At 69.8% G+C, this 16,830-nt stretch carries 17 protein-coding genes; 15 read left to right on the top strand and 2 right to left on the bottom strand.

Annotation, left to right across the window (positions count from 1 at the left end):
* Positions 1-25 precede the first annotated feature (25 nt).
* Both VFW66_04975 and VFW66_04970 read right to left on the bottom strand, forming a co-directional pair.
* Positions 26-772: a DUF481 domain-containing protein gene (locus VFW66_04975; GenBank protein HEX5386034.1), complete on the bottom strand. Its 747-nt coding sequence runs from the start codon at positions 770-772 to the stop codon at positions 26-28.
* Between the two features lie 27 nt (positions 773-799).
* The gene (locus VFW66_04970) at positions 800-1,279 is read right to left on the bottom strand and encodes a GxxExxY protein (protein ID HEX5386033.1); all 480 of its coding nucleotides are present in this window, start codon (positions 1,277-1,279) and stop codon (positions 800-802) included.
* Positions 1,280-1,489: 210 nt separating this feature from the next.
* On the opposite strand from VFW66_04970, the gene VFW66_04965 reads away from it, so the two are divergent.
* From VFW66_04965 to rseP, 15 genes are all read left to right on the top strand, one after another.
* Positions 1,490-3,043 (top strand): acyl-CoA carboxylase subunit beta, encoded by a 1,554-nt coding sequence (locus tag VFW66_04965; protein HEX5386032.1) that lies wholly within the window; start codon positions 1,490-1,492, stop codon positions 3,041-3,043.
* A complete protein-coding gene (locus VFW66_04960; protein ID HEX5386031.1) occupies positions 3,040-4,533 on the top strand; it encodes an acetyl-CoA carboxylase biotin carboxylase subunit in 1,494 nt (497 codons plus the stop codon). Before VFW66_04965 ends, VFW66_04960 begins: the two co-directional genes overlap by 4 nt.
* A 76-nt stretch (positions 4,534-4,609) precedes the next feature.
* Positions 4,610-6,817 (top strand): prolyl oligopeptidase family serine peptidase, encoded by a 2,208-nt coding sequence (locus tag VFW66_04955; GenBank protein ID HEX5386030.1) that lies wholly within the window; start codon positions 4,610-4,612, stop codon positions 6,815-6,817.
* A complete protein-coding gene (locus tag VFW66_04950; GenBank protein ID HEX5386029.1) occupies positions 6,814-8,040 on the top strand; it encodes a hypothetical protein in 1,227 nt (408 codons plus the stop codon). Before VFW66_04955 ends, VFW66_04950 begins: the two co-directional genes overlap by 4 nt.
* Positions 8,037-8,531, top strand: coding sequence for a biotin/lipoyl-containing protein (locus VFW66_04945; protein ID HEX5386028.1), 495 nt, complete (start codon positions 8,037-8,039; stop codon positions 8,529-8,531). The genes VFW66_04950 and VFW66_04945 overlap by 4 nt, the downstream gene beginning before the upstream one ends.
* Positions 8,532-8,613: 82 nt before the next feature.
* Complete coding sequence (locus tag VFW66_04940) at positions 8,614-9,390, top strand: DUF1206 domain-containing protein (GenBank protein ID HEX5386027.1); 777 nt, start codon at positions 8,614-8,616, stop codon at positions 9,388-9,390.
* Between the two features lie 102 nt (positions 9,391-9,492).
* Positions 9,493-9,945, top strand: coding sequence for a 50S ribosomal protein L13 (gene rplM / locus VFW66_04935; GenBank protein HEX5386026.1), 453 nt, complete (start codon positions 9,493-9,495; stop codon positions 9,943-9,945).
* Positions 9,942-10,343 carry a 30S ribosomal protein S9 gene (rpsI, locus tag VFW66_04930; GenBank protein HEX5386025.1) on the top strand — a complete coding sequence of 134 codons (402 nt, stop codon included), beginning with the start codon at positions 9,942-9,944 and terminating at the stop codon, positions 10,341-10,343. The genes rplM and rpsI overlap by 4 nt, the downstream gene beginning before the upstream one ends.
* 131 nt (positions 10,344-10,474) lie before the next feature.
* On the top strand, positions 10,475-11,368 hold the full coding sequence (gene rpsB / locus VFW66_04925) for a 30S ribosomal protein S2 (protein ID HEX5386024.1): 894 nt from the start codon (positions 10,475-10,477) through the stop codon (positions 11,366-11,368).
* Between the two features lie 141 nt (positions 11,369-11,509).
* Positions 11,510-12,115 carry a translation elongation factor Ts gene (gene tsf / locus VFW66_04920; GenBank protein ID HEX5386023.1) on the top strand — a complete coding sequence of 202 codons (606 nt, stop codon included), beginning with the start codon at positions 11,510-11,512 and terminating at the stop codon, positions 12,113-12,115.
* The gene (gene pyrH / locus VFW66_04915; GenBank protein ID HEX5386022.1) at positions 12,115-12,825 is read left to right on the top strand and encodes a UMP kinase; all 711 of its coding nucleotides are present in this window, start codon (positions 12,115-12,117) and stop codon (positions 12,823-12,825) included. Before tsf ends, pyrH begins: the two co-directional genes overlap by 1 nt.
* Entirely contained in the window at positions 12,822-13,376 is a 555-nt protein-coding gene (frr, locus tag VFW66_04910; protein HEX5386021.1) for a ribosome recycling factor, read from the top strand. Before pyrH ends, frr begins: the two co-directional genes overlap by 4 nt.
* Positions 13,377-13,380: 4 nt before the next feature.
* Entirely contained in the window at positions 13,381-14,241 is an 861-nt protein-coding gene (locus VFW66_04905) for a phosphatidate cytidylyltransferase (protein ID HEX5386020.1), read from the top strand.
* Positions 14,242-14,252: 11 nt separating this feature from the next.
* The gene (gene dxr, locus VFW66_04900; GenBank protein ID HEX5386019.1) at positions 14,253-15,410 is read left to right on the top strand and encodes a 1-deoxy-D-xylulose-5-phosphate reductoisomerase; all 1,158 of its coding nucleotides are present in this window, start codon (positions 14,253-14,255) and stop codon (positions 15,408-15,410) included.
* Complete coding sequence (gene rseP, locus VFW66_04895) at positions 15,407-16,780, top strand: RIP metalloprotease RseP (protein HEX5386018.1); 1,374 nt, start codon at positions 15,407-15,409, stop codon at positions 16,778-16,780. The genes dxr and rseP overlap by 4 nt, the downstream gene beginning before the upstream one ends.
* Positions 16,781-16,830: the final 50 nt, after the last annotated feature.

Genomic DNA, 16,830 nt, shown 5'->3' with positions numbered 1-16,830 from the left:
GCCGCTTCTTTAGTTGGGGTCCAGCTCACCAGGTGACCTGCAATCCCGATGTCAGCACGCGGTCGGTCTTCTTGAAGCCGGGCGGCGGCACGTTGTCGAACCGGATTACGTACGACACCTTGAGCGCGAACCGCTGCGAGAGCGGCGCCACCAGGGCGCTGGTCGAGTTGATGCGGACGTCCGCGGCGTCGTCGACGTCGGGCAGGAGCTCGACGCTCTGCTCCAGGTAGGTCGACTTTGCGAGATAGTGGACGTAGTCGCCGGCCGCGCGCAGGGCGACGAAGTTATCGTCCATGCCGAGCGTGGTACGCTGCCGCGTGATAGCGCCACCCGCCTCGAGCTGCAGGCGGTTGACCGGCGTATCGAGCGCGAGAAGGGTGACGCCGGCCTGCTCCTCAAATTGCCGCGCGATGCCGCCGAACCGGTCGCGTCCGTACGCGACCCCGACGAACACCTGGATGCGGGACGAGATGCCGTACGCCGCCCGGCCGCCCAGGTTGAGCAGATTCGCCGAGGTCTGCCCGTTCGCGTTGCCAAACACCCACTCGAACGTCTGCGTGAGCTGCCAGGGTGAGCCCGCCGGCCGGAGATCCGCGCGCTCGATGGTGCTGAGGGTGGTGAGATCGGTGTTTCCGGTTGCGTCGACCAGACCCACGTTGGCCGTGATCGAGAGACCGCTGGCGGTGTCCGGCTGTTGCGCTGCGAGCGAACGAAACGAGACCAGCGCCGAGGCGATAAGCGCCGCGGCGACAGCAGTGAACCGCGAATGCATGAGCCTCCTTCGTGACGCGGTTCCCTATCATATCGTCGCCCGCGCCGCGCCAGAACCCCGCGCCGCCGCGGCCAAGTGGAGTCTGACGCGGCTGCCGACAACGCACGCGGCAGGCCCGGCGAGCCGCAGAACGCCGGAGCGAAGGTCCGGCACGTTGAAGTTGATGAGGAGGCCGAGAGGCAGTGCACGGAGCCGGAGCCCAGTCGCGAGGCGGGCCGCGTGCAGCGGCACCGCGGTGTGCCCGGCCTCGACCTCCACGACGACGCATCCGCCCACCACGAGGTCGTGCCGGCATTCGCACACGATCGGGTGGCCCTTGTAGCGGAGCGGGAGCGAAGGTGCGCGATCGAATACGAGACCCCGCATGCGCAGCTCGTGACACAGGCATTCGGCATACGCCGCCTCGAGCAATCCGGGGCCGAGGCAGCGGTGGACCTCGACCGCGGCGTCAATCACGCCGCGCGCGAGCAGGTTCACGCGTTCGTGCCGCACCAGGGGACCGGTCACGCGGGCTCCGGAAAGGCGGACCTCTCACGGTAGCGCCGCCGCGCGGCGCGACAGCATCATTTTTCGGCCGGGCGGCCCCTTCGAACGCGCGTGCGCAGCCGCGCCCTCGCAGCCGCGCCCTCGCAGCGCGCGCTCAGTGATTGCGCGGTCGCACGTGCCGCGCGCGCACAGGCCTACCGCCGGTCCCCCGCGCCGCTATGTTATTGGCTCATGCCCGATCCACGACAGCTCCTCGACCAACTCCACCAGCGGCAATTGGTCGCCCAAGAGGGCGGCGGCGCGGATCGCGTCGCGCGCCAGCACGCGCGGGGCAAGCTCACCGCGCGCGAGCGGCTCGACCTGCTGCTCGATGAGGGAAGCTTCGTCGAGCTCGATCGGTTCGTCACCCATCGCGCCACGGATTTCGGACTCGCCGACCAGCTCGTGCCGGGCGACGGCGTGGTGACCGGCTACGGCCGCATCGATGGCAGGCTGGTGTACGCGTTCTCCCAGGACTTCACCGTGTTCGGTGGCTCGCTCTCCGAGGCGCACGCGGAAAAAATCTGCAAGGTGATGGATCTCGCCGTGCGAAACGGCGCGCCGATCATCGGGCTCAATGATTCGGGCGGCGCCCGAATCCAGGAAGGCGTGGCGTCGCTCGGCGGCTACGCCGACATTTTCCTCCGCAACACGCTCGCCTCGGGCGTGGTGCCGCAGATCAGCGCCATCCTGGGCCCCTGCGCGGGCGGCGCCGTGTATAGCCCCGCCATCACCGACTTCATCTTCATGGTGCGCGGCGTGAGCTACATGTTCGTGACCGGCCCCAACGTGGTGAAGACGGTCACCCACGAAGAGGTCACCTTCGAGCAACTCGGGGGCGCCGACGTGCACGGCGGCACTTCGGGCGTGTCGCACTTCACCTGCGACTCGGAGCCCGAGTGCCTCGCCGCCATTCGCGAGCTGGTCGGCTTTCTCCCGCTCAACAACGTCGACGACCCGCCGCGCCGCGTCACGGCCGACCCCGATGACCGCCGTGACGACGCGTTACTCGACCTGGTGCCGGCGAGCTCGAGCACGCCGTACGACATGCACGAGGTGGTGCGCCGGGTCGTGGACGACGGCCACTTCCTCGAGGTGCACCGCGGCTTCGCCGACAACATTGTGGTCGGTTTCGCGCGGCTCGGCGGACATCCGGTGGGCGTGGTGGCGAACCAGCCGGCCGTGCTCGCCGGCGTGCTCGACATCAGCGCCTCAGGCAAGGCCGCGCGCTTCATCCGGTTCTGCGACTGCTTCAACATGCCGGTGCTCACCTTCGTCGACGTCCCGGGGTTCCTGCCCGGCGTGGGGCAGGAGCATGGCGGCATCATCCGCCACGGCGCGCAGCTGCTCTACGCCTACTGCGAGGCCACGGTGTCCAAGCTCACCGTGATCACTCGCAAGGCCTACGGTGGCGCCTATGACGTGATGAGCTCCAAACACATCCGCGGGGACGTGAATCTCGCATGGCCCACGGCCGAGATCGCCGTCATGGGCGCCAAGGGCGCGGTGGAAATTCTGTTCAAGGACGAGATCGCCGGCGCTGCCGATCCGGCGGCGGCGCTCGCCAGCTTCACCGACGACTACACCGCCAAGTTCGCCACCCCGTACGCCGCCGCGAGCCGCGGCTACGTCGACGACGTGATCGATCCGCGCGACACCCGGCCGCGGCTCATCGACGCCCTCCGTACACTCACCACCAAGCGCGACCGCAACCCGCCCAAGAAGCACGGAAACCTGCCGCTGTGAAGCGCGTCCTGATTGCCAATCGCGGCGAGATCGCCCTCCGCATCATCCGCGCGTGTCACGAGGACGGTCTCGAGGCCGTGGCCGTGTACTCGGCGGCCGACCGCACGAGCCCCTACGTGCGCGCGGCCGATCTCGCCGTCCCGATCGGCCCGCCGCCGGCGACCGAGAGCTATCTCAACATCGACCGGCTGCTTGATGCGGCCGCGCGTGCGGGCGCCGATGCCGTGCATCCGGGCTACGGCTTTCTGGCCGAGCGCGCCGCGTTCGCCGAAGCGGTCGACGCGGCGGGTCTCGTATTCATCGGCCCGCCGGCCGAGGCCATCCGCGCCATGGGCGACAAGACGGCGGCCCGCCGCTGTATGCAGGCGGCCGGCGTGCCCACCGTGCCCGGCGCCATGGCGCCGGTGACGGATGAGGCGGCCGCGCGCACGCTGGCGCACGACCTCGGCTATCCGGTGATGGTGAAGGCGGCGGCTGGCGGCGGTGGCCGTGGGATGCGGGTGGTGCGGGAAGCGTCCGAGCTCGCCGGTGCGCTCGAGGCCGCGAGCTCGGAAGCGGCAAAGGCGTTCGGCGACCCCGCCGTGTACCTGGAGAAGTACGTCGTCGCGCCGCGCCACGTCGAGATCCAGGTGTTGGCCGACGCCGAGCGCACCGTGCATCTGGGGGAGCGCGAGTGCTCGATCCAGCGGAGGCACCAGAAGGTGGTTGAGGAGGCGCCTTCGGTGGCCGTGACCCCCGCGCTGCGCGCGGCCATGGGTGCGGCGGCCGTGGCCGCGGCGCGTGCCGTGAACTATCGCGGCGCCGGTACCTGCGAGTTCCTGCTTGCCTCGGATGGCGCGTTCTACTTCCTGGAAATGAACACCCGCATCCAGGTGGAGCACCCCGTGACCGAGCTCGTGTACGGGGTGGACCTCGTGCGCGAGCAGCTTCGCATTGCGCGCGGGCTCCCGATGCGCGTGCCCCAGGGTCCGCTCGCGCCGCGCGGCTGGGCCATCGAGTGCCGGATCACGAGCGAAGATCCGGCGAACGGCTTTCTGCCGTCCACCGGCCGCATCGCCTATCTCCAGGTGCCGGCGGGCCCGGGCGTGCGCTGGGATGCCGGCGTCGGCATCGGCGACGAAGTCACGCTCTACTACGACTCGCTGCTCGCCAAGCTCATCGTCTGGGCACCAGACCGGGGTGCCGCGCTCTCCCGCATGAGGCGCGCGCTCGATGAATTGGTCGTCGTCGGCATCTCGACCAACCAGATGTTTCTTCGCCGCCTGCTCTCCGACCCCGCGTTCGCGCGGGGCGATATCGACATCCAGCTGCTCGAGCGCCGGCCCGATCTGCTCATGCCCGCCGCCGATGCCGCGCGCGACGTCGAGCTGGCCATCGCCGCTGCACTTGCCGAGGACGCGGTTCGCCACGCGCGGCGCCCCGCGGCGTTGGACGGCGCGTCTGGCCAGAGCGCGTGGACTCGCCAGGCGCGGCTCGATGCGGTCGGATGACTTCGTGACCGCTGCCGGACCTCCGCCGATCAGCTCCTTCACTCGCGAGGGTCGCACCGTGCCTCACCGTACTCACATGCGCAAGCTGTTGACCACGCCCGCCATCATCCTGGGCGCGCTCGCGTTCGGCATGCCGTCGCGTGCGCTCGTAGCCCAGACCGTCGGCGCGCCGCCCGCCGCTCCCGTGCGCGAAGTGGTCGACACCTACTACGGCGTGGCCGTCCACGACCCGTATCGCTGGATGGAAGGCCCCGAGAACCCCGAGCTCGACACCTGGTTGAAAGCACAGGCCGTCTATACCCGCGGTGTGCTCGATCGGATTCCCAGTCGCGCGACGCTGGTCGCGCGCCTGCAACAGTTACTCGATGCGGGCACGATCGTCTATGACGTGCAGCTCGCATCAGGTGAGGTGTTCTACCAGAAGATCGCCAAGGGCGACGAGGTGGCCCGCCTCTATGTGCGCCGCGGCTTTGCCGGTGCCGAGCGCCTGCTCGTCGATCCCGACCGGTTTCGGAGCGGCCAGGCGCACGTCTCGCTGAGCTACTACGCGCCCGCACCCGACGGCCGGCATGTGGCGTTTGGTGTCTCGGCCGGCGGCTCGGAAAAGGCGGTGCTGCGGGTCGTTGAGACCGCCACCGCGCGAGTGTTGCCGGACGAGATCGACCGCGCGCAGTTCGGGTCTCCGAGCTGGCTCGCCGATGGCCGGTCGTTCCTGTTCAACCGGCTCCAGCCGATGGCCCCGGGCGCCGACCGGTCGCAGACGTACCTCAAGAGCCGGGTGTACCGCCACGTCGTCGGCACCTCCGCCGAGCGCGACGTGCCGCTCATCGGGTTCGGGGTCGGCGCAGTGCCGGTGGACAGCCTCGAGGGGCCGTTTGCCGCTTATTCCGCGGGCTCCCCGTGGGTGCTCGGCGTCGTCACCCAGTTCGTCAAGAACGAGGTGACGCTCTACGCCGCTCGCGCGGCTGCGGTGGTGGGAGGCCGGCCCGTGTGGCACAAGCTCGCCGGGTACGACGACGACGCCACCCGCTACGCCGTCCACGGCGACGCGCTCTATTTGTTGACCCACAAGGACGCGCCGCGCTACAAGGTGGTCCGCACCAGCATCGCCCGGCCGGATCTCGCAACGGCGGACGTCGTCGTGCCGGAGTCGGAAGCCGTGATCACCAATCTCGGCGCCGCGCAGGACGGCCTCTACGTGCAGTTGCTCGACGGCGGCCTCGGGCGCCTGGTGCGCGTGCCATGGGGCGGCAAGCCGGAGCCGGTTGCGCTGCCCTTCGACGGCGCCATCGGAGAGTTCATCACCGATCCGCGCGAGCCCGGCGTGCTGGTCAAGCTGACCTCGTGGACCGAGCCGCAGCTCTGGTACCGCTACGACCCGCGGACCCGGCGCTTTACCGATACCCGCATCCGGCCTCGATCGCCGGTGGACTACTCGAACATCGAATCGCACGAGGTGAAGGTCGCCGCCGCCGACGGCACGCTGGTTCCGCTCTCGATCGTACATCGGAAGGGCCTGGAAATGGACGGCTCGCACCCCACGTTGCTCGAGGGGTACGGCTCGTACGGCATCACGCTCGATCCCGGCTTCAATCCGCTGCTCCTCGCGTGGCTCGAGCGAGGCGGCGTGTACGCGGTGGCGCACGTGCGCGGCGGCGGCGAATACGGCGAAGCGTGGCACCAGGCGGGGCAGAAGCTCACCAAGCAGAATACGATCGGCGACTTCATCGCCTGCGCCGAGTATCTGGTCAGCCGGGGCTATACCTCGCCCCGCCACCTCGCCGGACAGGGCGGAAGCGCCGGTGGGATCACGATCGGCGGGGCCATCACCCAGCGGCCCGACCTTTTCGGGGCTGCAATCGACAACGTAGGCGCGTCGGACATGCTGCGCATCGAGCGGGGCGTGAACGGCCCCACCAACATCGCCGAGTTCGGTAGCGTCGCAACCGAGGACGGGTTCAAGGGGCTGCTGGCCATGAGCGCCTATCACCACGTGAAGGACGGCACCTCCTATCCCGCCGTGCTGCTCACCACCGGCATCAACGACCCGCGGGTTCCATCGTGGCAGGTCGCGAAGATGGCGGCTCGCCTCCAGGCGGCAACCGCCGGCCCCAAGCCGATCCTCCTTCGGGTGGACTACGACGCCGGACACGGAATCGGCTCGACCAGAGCGCAGGCCGTGGCCGAGACGGCCGACGAGTACGCCTTTCTCTTCTGGCAGCTCGGCCAGCCGGAGTTCCAGCCGCCCGCGGAGCCGCGGGCATCCGCGCCAGCTTCGCCATGACTGCGCTGCGCGTCCGACGCCTCGCCGCTGGCGGCGACGGCGTCGGCACGCTGGCTGACGGACGCGCCGTGTTCGTGCCCCGCACGGCTCCCGGCGACCTCGTAACGCTGCGCAATGTGCGATTGGCGCGCCGGTTTGCCCGGGCGCGGTTGGACCAGCTCGTCGAACCTTCCCCGGACCGGGCCGAACCTCGCTGCCCCCACTACGTCGTCGATGAATGCGGCGGGTGCCAGCTCCAGCATCTCTCCTACGACGCCCAGCTCGCGGGCCGCCGCGGCTTCGTGGGCGATGCGCTCCGCCGCCTCGGCCGCCTCGACGTGGCGGACCCGCCGATCGAGCCTTCGCCAAGCCAGTTCGGCTATCGCGCCAAGCTGACGCTGCATGCGGCGGCGGACGGCCGTCGGATCGGGCTCCGCCGCTATGGCCGCCCGGACGACCTGTTCGATCTCGCCTGGTGCCACATCACCGATTCCGCATTGATGGAGCTCTGGCAGGCGGTGCGGGCGCGGCGCGATTTGCTGCCGCCACGGCTCGATCGCGTCGTGCTCCGGCTCGACCGGGCCGGCGAGCGCCATCTCGTAGTCGCCGTGCGGGGCAGCGATGGCTGGCCCCGCGCCGGCGAGCTCGCCGGCGAGCTGGCGCGCGCCGGGCAGCCGGCCATGATCTGGTGGCACCCGGAAGGCGGCGCGGCGCGGGTCGTGGCGGGCCGCCGTTTCGAGTCGCCGCACGTCACCGTCTTCGAGCAGGTCCACCCAGCGATGGGCGACCGCGCCCGCGCCTACGCCGTCGCGGCGCTCGGCGACGTGCGCGGCCGCGCGGTGTGGGACCTCTACGCCGGCATCGGCGAAACCACCGCCGCGCTCGCGGCGGCCGGCGGGCGGGTGGAGAGCGTGGAGATCGACCGCCGCGCCGTCGCCCATGCCGAGGCCAGCGGCCCACCGGCGCGGCGGCACGCTGCTGCCGCCGAAGCCACGGTCGACGCCCTCGAGCTTCCTGAGCTCGTCATCACCAATCCGCCGCGCACCGGGATGGACCCGCGCGTCACCGCCGCGATTGCGCGCCACGCTCCCCGGCGCGTAGTGTACGTGTCGTGCGATCCCGCCACGCTCGCTCGCGACGTGGCGCGCCTGGGCCCCGGCTTCGAGCTTCGTTCCGTGCACGCCTTCGATCTCTTTCCCCAAACCGCCCATGTCGAAGCGGTGGCGGTGCTCTCGCGGACATGAGGTACCTGGTCGAGCTGGGCGGCCGCCAAGTCGAGGTCGAGGTCGACGGCGACCGCGTCACCGTGGGCGGCGAGATGTTCGTCGCGACCCTGAGCGCCGTCGCCGGCACCCCGCTTCGTCAACTGCTCATCGGGGACCGGCGCCGGACCCTCGCGGTCGAGCCGGTCGCGCGCGGTCGCTGGCGTCTCGGCGCCGACGGCGAAAGCCTCGAGGTCGAAGTGACCGACGAGCGCGCCCGGCACCTGCGCGCCCTCACCGGCGCGACTCGGCAGGCGCGCGGCGGCGTGCTCAAGGCGCCGATGCCGGGCCTCGTCGTCCGGGTGCGCGTCGAGCCGGGCCAGGAAGTGCCCGCCGGTGGTGGGGTGCTGGTGCTCGAAGCCATGAAGATGGAGAACGAGCTCCGTGCCGCCGCGGCCGGTGTGGTGCGGGCCATCCACGTGAAGCCCGGGCAGACCGTCGAAAAGGGCCAGGTACTGGCCGAGTTCGACTGAGGCTGGCCGGATCGGTGCGGTGATGTCCCTCGAGTCGACCAGACGGTCCATCGAGGACGCAGCGCGCAGGGCGAGCTCCGCCGTGAACCGGGTCGCCCAGCTCGGCTTCGCCGCCAAGGGACTCGTCGCCATCATGATCGGCGCGCTTGCTCTCCGGCTCGCGCTCGGGAGCGGCGGCGGCGACCTCGCCGGTCCGGGCGACGCACTCCGGGAATTCTTCTCTCAGCCGTTCGGCTGGTTCATCTTGGCGGTGATCGCCCTCGGGCTGTGGGCGCACGCCCTCTGGAAATTGGCCCAGGCGCTGCTCGATCCGGAGCGGAAGGGCACGAGTCTCACTGCCCTCGCCGAGCGCATCGCCTTTTTCGTCACCGCGCTCGGATACGCGGCGCTGGGCATCGCGGCGGTGCAGCTCCTCTTCGGTTATCGAGTCGCCGGAACGACGAGCCCCCAGGAGCTCGCGGCCCTCCTGCTCACGCCGCACGTGGGCCGATGGGCCACGGGGCTTGTCGGCGTGATCATCGTTGTCTCGGGAGTACTTCAGATCCGGTTCGGCCTCACCGCCGGCTTTCGGCACGTCCTGCGGCTGGATGAAATGGGGGCCACCGCCCGCACCGCCGTGGCGCTCATCGGTGGTGCCGGCTACCTGGCGCTCGGCGTAATCTCCCTGATCATCGGGTATTTCCTTATCCGCGTGGCACTGCTCTACGACCCGACTCAGGCCCGCGGCTGGGGCCAGGCCCTCGGGTTTCTCGCCGACCTGCGGTACGGTCGTTGGGCCCTCGGGGTGGTGGCCGCCGGCCTCATCTGCTACGGCCTCTATTTCATTTTCCTCATCCTCTACCGCGTCGAGATCTATTGACGCGGCTTGACCCGCTCCGCCGGCTCGCGCTATCTTTCGGGTCTGTTTCGCTTTGCAATTGACCTTGTTATGGCATTGACGACACCGGGGTTCGCGCTACCGATGAAAACCTTCACGGCCACGCCCGCCGACATCGAGCACGATTGGCATCTGGTCGACGCCGAGGGCATTCCGCTCGGCCGGTTGGCGAGCGTGGTGGCGCAGCTCATCCGGGGCAAGCACAAGCCGACCTACACGCCGCATATGGACGGCGGCGACTTCGTCGTGGTGGTGAATGCATCCAAGGTCCGGCTCACCGGACGGAAGGCCAGCAACAAGGTGTACTTCCGCCACACCGGATACATGGGGCACGAGCGGTTCACCGAGGCGCGGGACCTCCTCGCCAAGCATCCGGATCGAGTCATCGAGAAGGCCGTCTTCGGCATGCTGCCCAAGACCTCGCTCGCCCGGCAAAAGCTCCGGGGCAAGCTCAAGGTATATCCCGGCGCCGATCATCCGCACACCGCCCAGCAACCGAAGGCGTATCCCATTCGCAGCTCCAAGGTGACCGCATGACCGCAACGCCCGCGTTTCGGTGGCAGGCAGTGGGCAGGCGCAAGACCAGCGTCGCCCGCGTATATCTCACGCCCGGCACGGGCAAGTGGGACATCAATGGCCGGACCCTGGGAGACTATTTCCCGCGGTCGTCACTGGTGCAGCACATCCAGTTGCCGTTCACGGCGACCGACACGCTCGGCGCCTTCGACGTGCGGGCGCACGTGGATGGCGGCGGCCAGTCGGGGCAGGCGGGCGCCCTGCGCCTTGCGGTGGCGCGGGCCCTGGTCTCGGCCGACGGGCAGCATCGGACCAAGTTGCGCAGCGGCGGATTTCTCACCCGCGATCCACGGGCCGTCGAGCGCAAGAAGCCGGGCCGTCCCGGCGCACGCAAGCGCTTCCAGTTCTCGAAGCGCTAAACCAGCGGGCGCGCGGAGCGCGCCCCACTACGCACATCGCCGGATCCGCGCTCGGGGTGCCCCGTGGGGTCGAGCCCGGAGACGAAGGCGGTGGACGAACAACCCTTACGAGGAAGGAACAGCATCGTCGCATGGCACAGCCGCAACTGCAGGACCTGCTCGAGGCGGGCGTCCACTTCGGCCACCAGACGCGCCGCTGGAACCCGAAGATGCGCCGGTTCATCTTCGCCGAACGGTCCGGCATCTACATCATCGATCTCCAGAAAACGCTGCGGCAGATTCACGCCGCCCAGGAGCTGCTCCGGAGCATCGTGCTCAAGGGCGAGGGGGTCCTCTTCGTCTGCACCAAGAAGCAGCTCAAGGCCATCGTGCAGATCGAGGCGCAGCGCTGCGGGGCGTTCTACGTGACCGAGCGGTGGCTCGGCGGCACGCTCACGAACTTCCAGACGATGAAGAAGCAGATCCGGCGGCTGCGGGAGCTGGAGCAGGGCGCGGCCGACGGTGACTTCGAGAACTACACCAAGAAGGAAAAGCTGCTCTTCGAGCGCGAGCGCGAGAAGCTGGCCCGCAATCTCGAAGGCATCAAGCAGATGGGCCGGCTGCCCGGGGCGCTCTTCATCGTCGACGCCAAGAAAGAGAAGATCGCCATCGCCGAGGCAAACAAGCTCGGCATCCCGGTCGTGGCCATCGTGGACACCAACGCCGACCCCGACGTGATTACCGTGCCGATTCCCGGCAACGACGACGCCATCCGGTCGGTCTCGCTCATCACCGCCGCGCTGGCCGACGTCATCTCCGAGGCGCGGGCGCAGATGCCGATCCGAGAGGCGTCCGAGGACCTCGAGGCGGAAACCTACAGCACCGACGCGGGGAGCGAAGGCGATGCCGATGCGGAGCGCCGGCGCCGGCGCCCCCGTCGCAAGCGGCGGCCCAAGCCCGAGGCCATTGCCGCGCGGCTCAAGACAGACATGGGCGGTGTCGCCGAGACCCCCGCGCCGGCCGGGGCCGGCGACGCGGGCGTGTAACATTCCGGCCGGACCGCCGCACGTGCCGCCGCTCCTGGTCCGCGCGGGCCGCGAGCGGCGGTCTTACTATTCACCACCGGGTGCCGCGAATCATCGTCGCGGACCCCGGCATCACCGAGGATCGAGCGAGCACTGACGGCCATGGCAAGCGTGACGATTTCCCCCAAGCAAGTGAGTGAGCTTCGCGCGCGCACCAGCGCGGGCATGATGGACTGCAAGCGGGCCCTGGAGGAGGCCGGCGGCGACATGGACCGCGCGGCCGAGCTCCTCCGCGCGCGGGGCATCGCCAAGGCCGAGAAGCGGGCCGGGCGGAGCGCCGCGCAGGGCATCGTGGTGAGTTACATCCATCACAACCAGCAGGTGGGCGTCCTGCTCGAGCTCGACTGCGAAACCGATTTCGTCGCCCGGACGGACGCGTTCCAGCAGCTCGCGCGCGATCTCGCGCTCCACATCGCCTCGGCCGACCCGATCGCGGTGACCGCGGACGACATTCCGGCGGAGCTCATCGATCGGGAGCGGCGGATCGCGGAGGAACAGGTCGCCGCCGAGGGCAAGCCCGAGCAGATCCGGCCCAAGATCGTCGAGGGCAAGGTGAAGAAGTTCATCGCCGAGCGCACCCTCGTCGAGCAGCCCTACGTGAAGGACGACAGCCGCACCGTCGGCCAGCTCATCAAGGAAGCTTCGGGCACGCTGGGCGAAGCCGTGCAGGTGCGGCGGTTCGCGCGATTCCGCATCGGGGACGTTTGATGGCCCTCGCCTACTCCCGTGCGCTGCTCAAGCTCTCAGGCGAAGCGCTGGGCGGTGAACGGGGCGTGGGCATCGACTACCGTGTCGTGGAGGCATTTGCCCAGGAGATCAAGGCGGTGCATGCCCTCGGCGTGAAGCTCTGTCTCGTGGTGGGCGGCGGCAACATCGTCCGGGGCGCTGCCGCCAGCCGCGAGGGGCTCGACCGCGTGACCGGCGATTACATGGGCATGCTCGCCACCGTGATCAACGCGCTTGCGTTTCAGGACGTGCTCGAGAAGATCGGCGTCGATACCCGGGTCATGACGGCCATCAGGATGGAATCCGTGGCCGAGCCGTACATTCGCCGCCGCGCCATTCGCCACCTGGAGAAGGGGCGTCTCGTGATCTTCGCGGCGGGCACCGGGAATCCGTTCTTCTCGACCGATACGGCCGGCGTGCTGCGCGCGCTCGAGGTCGAGGCGGAGGTCATCCTCAAGGCGACGAACGTGGACGGGATCTACACCGCGGACCCCAGGCGCGACCCAGCGGCCACGCTCATCCCCGAGCTCACCTATCAGGACGCAATCGTCAACAACTACGCCGTGATGGACGGCAATGCGTTCGGGCTCTGCAAGGCCAACCAGCTTCCGATCGTCGTGTTCAACATCAACCAGCCCCGCGCCATCGCCCGGGTGCTTCAGGGCGAGCGGGTCGGGACCATCGTCCGATGAGCACCATTCAGGAGTTGACGAAGCACGCCCGCGAGGCGATGCACAAGGCGGTCGAGAGCACCAAGCGCGAGTTCTCCACCATCCGGAGCGGCAAAGCCAGCACGTCGTTGCTCGACCTCGTGCGGGTCGAGGCGTACGGCACGCCGACCCCGCTCAACCAGATCGGCCTCGTCTCGGCCCCCGAGCCGCGGTTGCTCACGGTCCAGCCGTTCGACAAGTCGCTCGCACCCGCCATCGAGAAGGCCCTCCGCGAGTCCGACCTCGGGCTCAATCCGTCCACTCAAGGCAACCTGATCCGCATTCCGCTGCCGCCGCTGTCGCAGGAGCGGCGCAAGGAGCTGGTCAAGGTGGTGCACAAGCTGGCGGAGGAGGGGCGGATTGCAGTGCGACACGCGCGCACCGACGCGATCATGCGGCTCAAGAAGCTCGAGCACACGTCGGAGGACGACAAGACCCGGGCCGAGAAAGAGGTCCAGAAGGCTCACGACGAGCATGTGAAGCAGATCGACCAGCTGATCCACGCCAAAGAAGCGGAGATCATGGAGGTCTGAACGGATGGACCGCAATCTGGCGCAGCGGATCGGGTTCGCGGCGGCCGCCATCCCGCTCGCGTTGTTCGTCGTGTGGTACGGCGGATGGGTGCTGGTGGCGTTGGTGATGGCGACGAGCGTGCTGGGCACGCGTGAGCTCTACGGGCTCGCGCGGTCCGGCGGCACGGCCGCGCTCGCCGGCGTCGGGCTGCTCGGTGCGGCAGCGGTGCCGCCCCTCGTTTATCTCGTGCTCGGAACACCCGACGGCATCGTTGCGCGCGCGTGGCCCTATGCGGCGGCGGTCTGGCTCATCGCGACCATGGTCGTGGCGCTCGCCCGCCGCAGCCCGGGCGAGCGGCCACTCGACGCGGTGGCCGTCACTGTGTTCGGCGCCGGCTACGCGGGTGCGCTCCCGGCGTTCCTGCTGGCCTTGCGGCACGAGCACCACGGCCTTCGCTCATGGGCCGGCACCTGGTTGGTCTTCTTTCCGCTCGTGGTCACCTGGATCGTCGATACGGCGGCGATGGCCGGCGGTCGGGCGTTCGGCGGCGCCAAGCTTGCGCCCAGGATCAGCCCCGGCAAGACCCGCGCGGGGGCGATTGCCGGCGTGGTCGGTGGGCTTGCGGTCGCGGTGGTGTTCGCCCTCGCCGTGTTTCCCGCCGTCGGGGTCGCGGCTGGTCTCTTCGTGCTTCTCCTCATCGCATTCGTGCTTTCGATCGTAGGTCAGGTGGGCGACCTGGCCGAATCGCTCTTCAAGCGCGGTGCGGGGGTGAAGGACTCGAGCGGCCTCATTCCCGGCCACGGGGGCGTGCTCGATCGGCTCGACTCGCTCTACTTCGTGATTCCCGTTGCCGCGCTGCTCTACCGCGCGTTCGGGGTGGGCTGATGGGCGGCGGAATGGACGAGGGCGTTTCCACGAACGGCGTGCGCGGCGTGCGCGGCGTCGCGGTGCTCGGGTCCACCGGCTCGATCGGGCGGAGCGCGCTCGCCGTGCTCAGCCGGCAGCGCGCGCACTTCCGCGTGGTGGCGCTCACCGGCGGACGGAACGCGGAGGCACTCGAGGCGCAGCTGGAGGAGTGGCGACCGGCCTTCGCGGGTCTCGCGCAGCGGCAAGGCCACGCGCGGCTCCCGTCGGGGCCGTCGGTGCTGGTCGATGCCGCATTGCATCCCGAAGTCGATGTGGTGGTGAACGCCGTGGTGGGCGTGACGGGGCTCGACGCCACGCTCGCGGCGCTCCGCGCCGGCAAGCGGGTCGCGCTCGCCAACAAGGAGACGCTCGTCATGGCGGGCGATCTCGTGACCGCGGCGGCCCGCCAGGGCGGCGGTGAGCTGGTGCCGATCGACTCGGAGCACAGCGCGGTGCTCCAGTGCATCGCCGGCTCGGATCGGGGTGTCGCCCGGCTCATTCTCACCGGCTCCGGCGGACCGTTCCGCGACTGGGCGCCCGAGCGCGTGGCGCGCGCCACGGTGCCCGAGGCGCTCAACCACCCGACCTGGCGCATGGGGCGGAAGATCACGGTGGACAGTGCCACGCTCGCCAACAAGGCGCTCGAGGTGATCGAGGCCCACCATCTTTTCGGGCTCGGGTACGACGCGCTGGACGTCGTGATACACCCGCAGAGCATCGTGCACGCCTTCGCCGAGTTTTGCGACGGCAGCATCATCGCGCAGCTCGCGTTTCCCTCGATGGAGCTGCCGATCCTGTACGCCCTCACGCATCCGGCGCGGCTGCCCGACGGGGGCGTACGGCGATTCGATCCGGTGGCAGCCGGTCCGCTCACCTTCGAGCCCGTGCGCAGCGACGTGTTCCGCGCCTTCCATTGCGGCGTCGCGGCGGGGCGCGCGGGGGGCACGGCGCCGGCGGTATTCAACGCCGCCAACGAGGTGGCGGTGGCCGGCTTCCTCGACGGCTGCCTGCCGTTCGGCCGGATCAGCGACGTAATCGAGGCCGTGCTCGGCGCACATGCGCCGGCGCCGGCGGCCGACCTTGATGCGCTGCGGAGCGCCGATCGGTGGGCAAGGGCGCGGGCCCGCCAACTCGTGAGGAAGACGTGAACGTCGTCATCAGTATTCTCGCCCTGGCCGTCGTGTTGGGCGTGCTGGTGTTCGTGCACGAGGCGGGGCACTTCGTGGCCGCCAAGTGGGCCGGGATCTACGTGCACCGCTTCTCCCTCGGGCTCGGCGCGCCCATCCGGGCGCTCACCTTTCGGCGCGGCGAAACCGAATACTCCATCTCCTGGCTGCCGCTTGGGGGCTACGTGAAGATGGCGAGCCGGGAGGAGGATGCGGCGAGCGCCATGCTGGAGGGCGGGGCGGGCCTCGCCCCGGTGCCGCCGGACCGCGTGTTCGAGGCGAAGCCGGTGTGGAAGCGCATGGTCGTCATCCTGGCGGGCGTCGCGATGAACATGGTCTTCGCCTGGGTGCTCTATACAGCCGTCGCCGCCGCGTACGGGCGCCCGGTCCTTCCCACGACGCGCGTGGGATACATCGTGCCCGAGCTTGCCACGGACCAGGCGGCACCGCTCGCTCAACTGGAGCCCGGCGATCGGATCGTCGCGGTGAGCGGTGACTCGGTGCACACGTGGGAGGACGTGGTCGAGAAAATCCAGGGCACTGATGCGTCGACCGTGCGCATCGCGCTCGCCGACGGGCGGGTGGTGACGCTACCCATCGGCCCCACCGCGGTCGGGGCCCGCATCCGCGCAGCCAGCGCGCTCCTCCCCTACCGGCCGGCGGTCGTAGATTCGGTGGTGAGCGGGCGGCCCGCGGGCGCAGCCGGGGTGCGCCCGGGCGATTCGATCATCGCGATCAACGGTCATTCCGCCGCGCAGATCTACGACGTGTTCGCGATCCTCGATACCAGCCCGGCGCGGCCGGTGACGCTCACGGTCGACCGGAACGGCCGCACCGTCTCGATTCCCATGACCTCGTCGAGCGAGCCGGGCGTGGGACTCGACGGAAAGCCCCGCACCGTAGGGCGGGTCGGCATCGCGTTTCGCGTCGCCGACTCGACCCAGTCGCTCGGCCCGCTCGGCGCCATCCGCGACGGAACCGAACGGACGGTGAGCGCCAGCACGTTCCTCGTGCGCACGGTGCAGGGCCTGCTCACCCGCCGGGTGGCCGCGAGCACGCTCGGCGGCCCGATCCTCATCGCCCAGCAAGCGGGGGAGGTGGCCCGGCTCGGCCTCGATAGCTTCCTCGCGTTCATGGCGCTCATCTCCGTCAATCTCGCGGTGCTCAATCTTCTCCCCGTGCCGGTGCTCGACGGCGGCCAGTTCCTGCTGCTCGTGGCGGAGGGGGTGATGCGCCGGCCGGTACCGCTCCGCATCCGCGAGCGGCTCATCGCGGTGGGACTCGTGCTGGTGGTGCTCCTCATGGGTCTCGCTTTCTCCAACGACATCCGGCGCCTCCTGGGCCTGCTTTGAGGGGTTGGGAAGTCTCGTCCACGGCGGCCTTTACGCTGGGTCGAGGCGCC

The sequence above is a fragment of the Gemmatimonadales bacterium genome (genome assembly GCA_036279355.1).
Classification (GTDB): Bacteria; Gemmatimonadota; Gemmatimonadetes; order Gemmatimonadales; family GWC2-71-9; genus DASQPE01.
Note: the sequence above shows the minus strand (reverse complement) of the source record. Positions and strands in the feature narration are given on the sequence as shown.